Here is a 6,601-nt window from a genome sequence, read left to right on the forward strand (position 1 = left end):
CTGCGGACGACCAGCCCCGGGGGCGTGATATGCCGAAGGTCTATCAGCCATCCGATGGGTTCGGCCGGCCATTGACAAGCGGGGCACTCCGGCATCTTTTTACCAAACAAGCATTTGGTAGGAGGAAGTACAATGATCAGTTTCGTAAAGGGGCTGGCGATCGTCGGGGGGCTTGCAGTCGCATTGATGGCGACGGAGAGCCGCGCGCAGGATGTGAAGGTCGGACTGCTCTATGACGCCACCGGCCCGGTGGCATCGTCGAGCGTGCCTTATGCGCGGGGCATCCAGGCCGCGGTGCGGGCGATCAATTCGGCCGGCGGCATCGGCGGCAAGCAGATCACTCTGCTGGCCGAGGATTACGGCTATCAGATCCCCCGCGCTCTCGCGGCCTACCGGAAGATGAAGAGCGCGGGCGTCATCGCGATCCAGGGCTTCGGCAGCGGCGACACCGAGGCGCTGATGGACACCGTGGCGCGCGACCGCATGCCGTGGTTCTCGGCGTCCTATTCGGCGCATCTCGCCGACCCGCGGCGGGCGCCCTACAACTACTTCGTCGGCGCGGACTATTCGGCGCAGGCCCGTGCCGGCCTGAAGCATATCGCCGACAACTGGACGGACACGACGCGCCGCCCCCGGCTGGCCATCGTCTATATGGACAACGCCTTCGGAAAGAGCGTCCTACCCGCCATCCAGAGCTATGCAGATGAGCTGAAGATCGAGATCGTCGGCCGCGAGGTGGTCAATCCCGGTGCGATCGACGCGGTTGCGCCGATCACTCGGCTGAAGGACCAGAAGCCGGACTTCATCTGGCTTCAGCAGATCGCCTCGACCGTCGCCGTCATCATCCGCGACGCCCACAAGGCCGGTCTGGCCGCGAAATTCTACGGCGGCGTGTGGACCTACGATCCAAACCTCATAGATCTCGCGGGCCCCGGCATCGAGGGTATGGTCACTGTCCAGTTGGCCGCATTGACAGCGCGCGGACTACCAGTTGCGACCGCCATGGCGGCGGCTGCCGACAACCCCGCGCAGCTCGACGACCCGAACTTCGTGCGCGGCTGGGCATCGATGATGGCACTGGCCGCGGCGATGAAGGTCGCGGATCGTGCGGGCAATCTCACCGGGCAGGGCATCAAGACCGCCCTCGATTCAGGAACCCCGATCGAGGTCGATGGCCTGATGGAGCCGGCGGTGTTCACTGCGACGGACCACCGGTCGAGCGACATGACCCTGCTGTATCGCATCGAGGCCAAGAAGCCTGTCCTGCTCGGCGCGGTCAGGCTTGAGCGTCGCGCCGCCTGGCTCGGCAACTAGGTTCCCCGCTGCAGTCTTTCGACCGGCGGCCGGCATAGAGCCGGCCGCCAGCCAGACCCTTGGTTTTAGGCCCAGATCATGCAGTCGCTGAAAACGCGCGTTGAGCGCGATAGCCCCAACTATGCGCGGAACCGAGCCGATCACGAGGCTCTGGCGCAGACCCTGCGCGAGCGCCAGTCGTGGGTGGTCTCCGGCAATCGCCAGCGGGAGATCAGTCGGCACCTCGAGCGCAACAAGCTCCTGGCCCGCGACCGGATCGGACAGGTCATCGACCCCTGTTCGCCCTTTCTCGAACTGTCGACACTCGCCGGTTATGGCCAGTACGACGGCCAGTCGCCGGGGGCCGGCATCGTCACCGGCATCGGCCAGATCCACGGCATCCCCGTGATGATCATCGCCAACGATGCGACGGTGAAGGGCGGCACTCTGTTCCCCGAATCCGTGCAGAAGCACGTTCGCGCCCAGCGCATCGCCGCCGAGAACCGGCTGCCGTGTCTCTACCTCGTCGATTCAGGCGGTGCGTTCCTGCCCACGCAGGACCGGACCTTTCCCGGCAAGGACCATTTCGGCAATTCGTTCTTCAACCAGTGCCGCCTGTCGATGGAGGGCCTGCCGCAGATCGCGGTCGTGCTCGGCGGCTGCACGGCCGGCGGCGCCTATATTCCCGCGCTGTGCGACGAGGTCGTCATCGTCAGGGGCATCGGCAGGATCTTCCTCGGCGGCCCGCCGATCGTCAAAGCGGCGCTGAAGGAGATCGTCGACGCAGAGACCCTCGGCGGAGCGGACCTGCACACCTACAAGTCCGGCGTTTCCGATATTCTGGTGGAGACCGAGGAGCAGGCCTATCACGCCGTTCGCGGCATCTTCGGCAAAATGAACTGGCCGACCACGCAGACCTTCGACCGGCGCGAGGTCCGCGAGCCACTGTATGACGCAAGCGAGATCACCGGCATCGTGCCGGTGGACTACAAGATCGGCTACGACGTGCGGGAGGTGATCGCGCGGCTCGTCGATGCCAGCGAGTTCCAGGAGTTCAAACCCTCCTACGGCACCACGATCGTCACCGGCTTCGCCCATATTCACGGCTATCCGATCGGCATTGTCGCCAATAACGGCATCCTGTTCTCGGAATCGGCGCTGAAGGCGACACACTTCATCGAGTTGTGCAACCAGCGCGGCACGCCGTTGCTGTTCCTACAGAATACGACCGGCTACATGGTCGGCCAGCAGGCTGAAGAGCGCGGGATCGCCAAGGATGGCGCCAAGATGGTGGCGGCGGTCGCCTGCGCGACAGTGCCGAAATACACGGTCTTCATCGGCGCATCCTTCGGAGCCGGCAATTACGGAATGTGCGGACGCGGGTTCGAGCCGCGGTTCCTGTTCACCTGGCCGAACTCGAAGGTGGCCACGATGAGCTCCGAGACGGCCGAGACCGTGCTGGTCGACGTCCGTCGCAACGGCCTCAAGGGAGCCACCGTCACCGACGAGGAGATCGCTGAGCTCAAGGAGCGGGTACGCGACCAATACGACACCCAGAGCGACCCCTACTACGCCACATCGCGCCTTTGGGACGATGGGATCATCGAGCCCGGACAGACGCGAGACGTCCTCGGGCTTTGTCTCGCGCTTGCGGATCGGGTGCCACCCGAGCCTGCGCGCTTCCGCGTTTTCCGGATGTGATCGACCCCCATGTACGACAATCTCACCATTAAAACCGATACGCGGGGCGTCGCCCGCATCACACTCAACAGGCCCCGGAACGGCAATGCGCTGAATGACGGCCTCATCGGCGAACTCAATGCGGCGTTTCTGCAGTGCGACCGCATGGCCGAGGTGCGGCTCGTGGTCCTGACCGGCGCCGGCAAGATGTTCTGCTCGGGAGGTGACCTCGCGTGGATGCTCGCCATCAACGAGGCCTCCCGAAGCGAGCGGGTCGCCAGCAGCCGCGCCCTGGCGGACATGCTGCAGGCGGCGAACGGTATCGGCAAGCCGGTCATTGCGCGCGTCAACGGCGCGGCCTTCGGTGGGGGGGTCGGTCTCGTGTCGATCGCAGACAGCGTGGTCGCGGCGGAGAGCGCCCGTTTCGCGCTGAGCGAGGTCAGGCTCGGGCTGGTGCCCGCCAATATCGCGCCGCATGTCGTGCGCCGCATCGGCGCGACGAATGCGCGTCGCTTTGCGCTGTCCGGCCGGCAATTCTCCAGCACCGAGGCACGTGCGCTGGGCCTTGTCCAAGAGGTCGTCTCCGACGACGCGCTTGACGCCGGTGTCGAGCGCGAGATCGCGACCTTCCTGGAAGCTGCGCCGGAGGCAATCAGGATCACAAAGTCCCTGATTTCCTATGTCGTTAGCCACGCCGACCACGACAACATTCCCTACACGGCGGATCGACTGGCCGACGCGTGGGAAACCGAGTGCGGACGCGAGGGAATCCGCACCTTCCTGAACAAGACGGTGCCGTCATGGCGCGCATGATCCGCAAGGTCTTGATCGCCAATCGCGGCGAGATCGCCTGCCGCATAGCCGCAACCTGCCGGAAGCTCGGCATTATCTCGGTCGCGGTCTATTCGGAGGCTGATCGCGACGCGCTGCATGTGCGCTCCTGCGACGAGGCGGTGCTGATTGGCCCGTCGGACGCAGCGCAGAGCTATCTGCTGCCGGACCGGCTGGTGGCGGCTGCACGCGAGACTGGCGCGGACGCCATTCATCCCGGCTATGGCTTCCTGGCCGAGAACCCAGACCTCGCGCGGCGCTGCGCAGAGGCGGGCATCGTCTTCATCGGGCCAAAGCCCGAGGCGATCGTCGCCATGGGCTCGAAGCTGCAGGCCCGCCGCATCGCATCCGAGCACGGCATACCCACCGTCCCCGGCTATGACGGCGCCGACCAGAGCGACGAAGCGCTCGCCGCGGCCGCGCAGCGGGTCGGCTTCCCGCTGCTGATCAAGGCCAGCGCTGGCGGGGGCGGGAAGGGCATTCGCATCGTCGACGATGCCGAGGGCTTCGCCACGGCCCTCGATCTCGTACGCCGCGAGAGCACAGCCGCCTTCGCCGATTCCTCGGTCCTGCTGGAACGCTTCATCCCGGCCGGGCGCCATATCGAGGTGCAGGTTCTCGGCGACACGCACGGCAATCTCGTCCACCTGTTCGATCGCGAATGCTCGTTGCAGCGCCGGCACCAGAAGGTGTTCGAGGAGGCGCCCGCACCGCTGCTGCCCGCGGCCCTGCGCCTCCGGTTGCTGGAGAACTCGGTGCGCCTTGCCAAGGCCATCGATTACAGTTCGCTCGGTACGGTCGAGTTCCTCTACGACCCGCAATCCGGCGATTGCTACTTCCTCGAGATGAACACGCGCATCCAAGTCGAGCACCCCGTGACCGAGATGGTGACGGGACTGGATCTGGTGGCGCTGCAGATCCTCGTCGCCGGTGGCGGAGTGCTGCCGCTCGCGCAGGCTGACATCGCCGTTCAGGGCCACGCCATCGAAGCGCGGCTCAATGCCGAAATGCCGGAGCACGGGTTCGTCCCCGCGCTCGGCCGGATCGAACGTATCGCCGTCCCCGACGAGGTCGGGTCGTCTTGCCGTTTCCGCTTCGACACCGGCATCGCCGCCGGCAGCATCGTGACGCCCTATTACGACTCGATGCTCGCCAAGCTGATCGTGTGGGCTCCCGATCGCGAGAGCGCGCGGCAAGGCCTCGCGACGGCTCTGGAGGGGCTTGCGGTCGACGGAATCGCGACCAACGCCGCCTATCTCGGTGCGGTCCTGCAGACGTCCGAATTCCGGTCGAGCACCGCGACCACCCGCTTCCTCGACGGCTTCAAGCCATGGGAGATCGCGCCGTCGCGCCAGGACGCGCACCGCAGCCTGATCGTTGCTGCGGTCGCTGAAGTGCTGGCGCTGGAGGCGGCCCAGCGCGAGCGGAACCGGAACGGTCCGTGGGGCAGCCTCGGTGGCTGGCGTCTGCTCGAACAGGCGGGCAGCGCCGCGCGCTTCGTCGTCGATTTCGTGGATGATGCGGGAGCCGCCCACAGGGTAGCCGTGCATGGTCGCAAGGGTCTGTACCAGGTCGATTGCGACGGCGAGACGATCTCGGTCGAGGCCCGGCAGGACGGTGAGCGGCTATTGCTTCGCACGGACAACCGGGCCTTCACGGCGAGGGTCGAGCGTAGCGGCGTCAAGCGGTTCGTAACAGCCGGCCCGGTTCGGCAGGCGTTCCGGTATGTGGACCCCGTGGAACGGATGGGCAGCCCCAGCGCCGGAGCCAAATCCGGCCTGGACATCGCGGCGCCGACGCCGGGTCTTGTCGTCGAGGTGCTGGTGGCGCCGGGCGACACCGTCGAGGCCGGTCAGCCGGTCATGGTACTCGAAGCCATGAAGATGATCCACAACCTGACCGCGTCAGGCCCGGGCGTGGTCTCGGAGGTGGCATGCCGCAAGGGCGACACCGTGGAAATGGGTCGCTTGCTCATCCGCTTCGCCGGCGAAGCATAGGGGGTGGCTGTGCAGACGCCTGTCATGCTGACCGATGTCACCTTGCGGGATGGATTGCAGTCACTCCCGACTGTCGTCCCGACGCAGCGCAAGATCGAACTCGTCCAGGAGTTGATCGCGGCGGGATGTTCCAGGCTGGAAGTGGCGAGCTTCGTTCACCAGAAGCTGGTCCCGACCATGGCCGATGCAGACACGCTGTGCACCCAGCTGCCGCGCGGTCACGGGGTCGTCTATGGCGGCGTCGTGCTGGACGTCCGCGGCATGCACCGGTTCATGGCGGCGGACCTCGACTGGGCCGGCGTGGTCGTCGCTGCCTCCGACACGTTTCTCGCGCGCAACCAGCGTTGCGACAAGGCGGGGGCGCTGGAACGGATTGCCGGTATCGAGCAGCTGCGTCGCGGCAGCCGCGCCCGCGTCAGCGGCTATATCGGGTGCTGTTTCGTCTGCCCTTATGAGGGGGTGATCGACCCGGCCCGCGTCGGTGAGCTGTGCGACGCGCTGCTCCAGCTCGGCGTCGATGACATCTATCTCGCCGACACGATCGGGCGCGGCACGCCGCCCGCGACGCGACGGCTGCTGGACGAAGTGCTTCGGCGCGTTCCGCTCGACAGGCTCGGCGTCCATTTCCACGACACCTATGGCCAGGCCATCGCCAATCTTGACGTTGCCCTGCTGGCGGGCATCCGCCGCGTCGATGCGGCGGCGTCGGGGCTGGGCGGCTGCATGTTCGCCCCGGGCGCCAGCGGAAACGTCGCCAGCGAGGACGTGCTGACGCTGTTCGACGGGCACGGCCTTGAGAC

At 66.4% G+C, this 6,601-nt stretch carries 5 protein-coding genes; all 5 read left to right on the forward strand.

Annotated elements, in window-relative coordinates; genetic code table 11:
- The first annotated feature begins 132 nt into the window (after positions 1 to 132).
- Positions 133 to 1,314 (forward strand): ABC transporter substrate-binding protein, encoded by a 1,182-nt coding sequence (locus tag KAY22_RS22510; protein ID WP_296625417.1) that lies wholly within the window; start codon positions 133 to 135, stop codon positions 1,312 to 1,314.
- Positions 1,315 to 1,392: 78 nt separating this feature from the next.
- Complete coding sequence (locus KAY22_RS22515) at positions 1,393 to 2,994, forward strand: carboxyl transferase domain-containing protein (protein ID WP_296625418.1); 1,602 nt, start codon at positions 1,393 to 1,395, stop codon at positions 2,992 to 2,994.
- A gap of 9 nt (positions 2,995 to 3,003) precedes the next feature.
- Positions 3,004 to 3,786, forward strand: coding sequence for an enoyl-CoA hydratase-related protein (locus KAY22_RS22520; RefSeq protein ID WP_296625419.1), 783 nt, complete (start codon positions 3,004 to 3,006; stop codon positions 3,784 to 3,786).
- The gene (locus KAY22_RS22525; protein WP_296625420.1) at positions 3,774 to 5,801 is read left to right on the forward strand and encodes a biotin carboxylase N-terminal domain-containing protein; all 2,028 of its coding nucleotides are present in this window, start codon (positions 3,774 to 3,776) and stop codon (positions 5,799 to 5,801) included. The genes KAY22_RS22520 and KAY22_RS22525 overlap by 13 nt, the downstream gene beginning before the upstream one ends.
- A 9-nt stretch (positions 5,802 to 5,810) precedes the next feature.
- Positions 5,811 to 6,601: hydroxymethylglutaryl-CoA lyase (locus KAY22_RS22530; RefSeq protein ID WP_296625421.1), on the forward strand; the 791-nt coding region annotated here is incomplete at its 3' end.

It is taken from the genome of Rhizorhabdus sp. (assembly GCF_018006725.1).
Lineage (GTDB): Bacteria > Pseudomonadota > Alphaproteobacteria > Sphingomonadales > Sphingomonadaceae > Rhizorhabdus.

Bases quoted from the DNA above. Each gene is read 5' to 3' on its own strand.
- KAY22_RS22520 (WP_296625419.1), top strand. From the start codon at position 3,004: ATGTACGACAATCTCACCATTAAAACCGATACGCGGGGCGTCGCCCGC.
- KAY22_RS22515 (WP_296625418.1), top strand. From the start codon at position 1,393: ATGCAGTCGCTGAAAACGCGCGTTGAGCGCGATAGCCCCAACTATGCG.
- KAY22_RS22510 (WP_296625417.1), top strand. From the start codon at position 133: ATGATCAGTTTCGTAAAGGGGCTGGCGATCGTCGGGGGGCTTGCAGTC.
- KAY22_RS22525 (WP_296625420.1), top strand. From the start codon at position 3,774: ATGGCGCGCATGATCCGCAAGGTCTTGATCGCCAATCGCGGCGAGATC.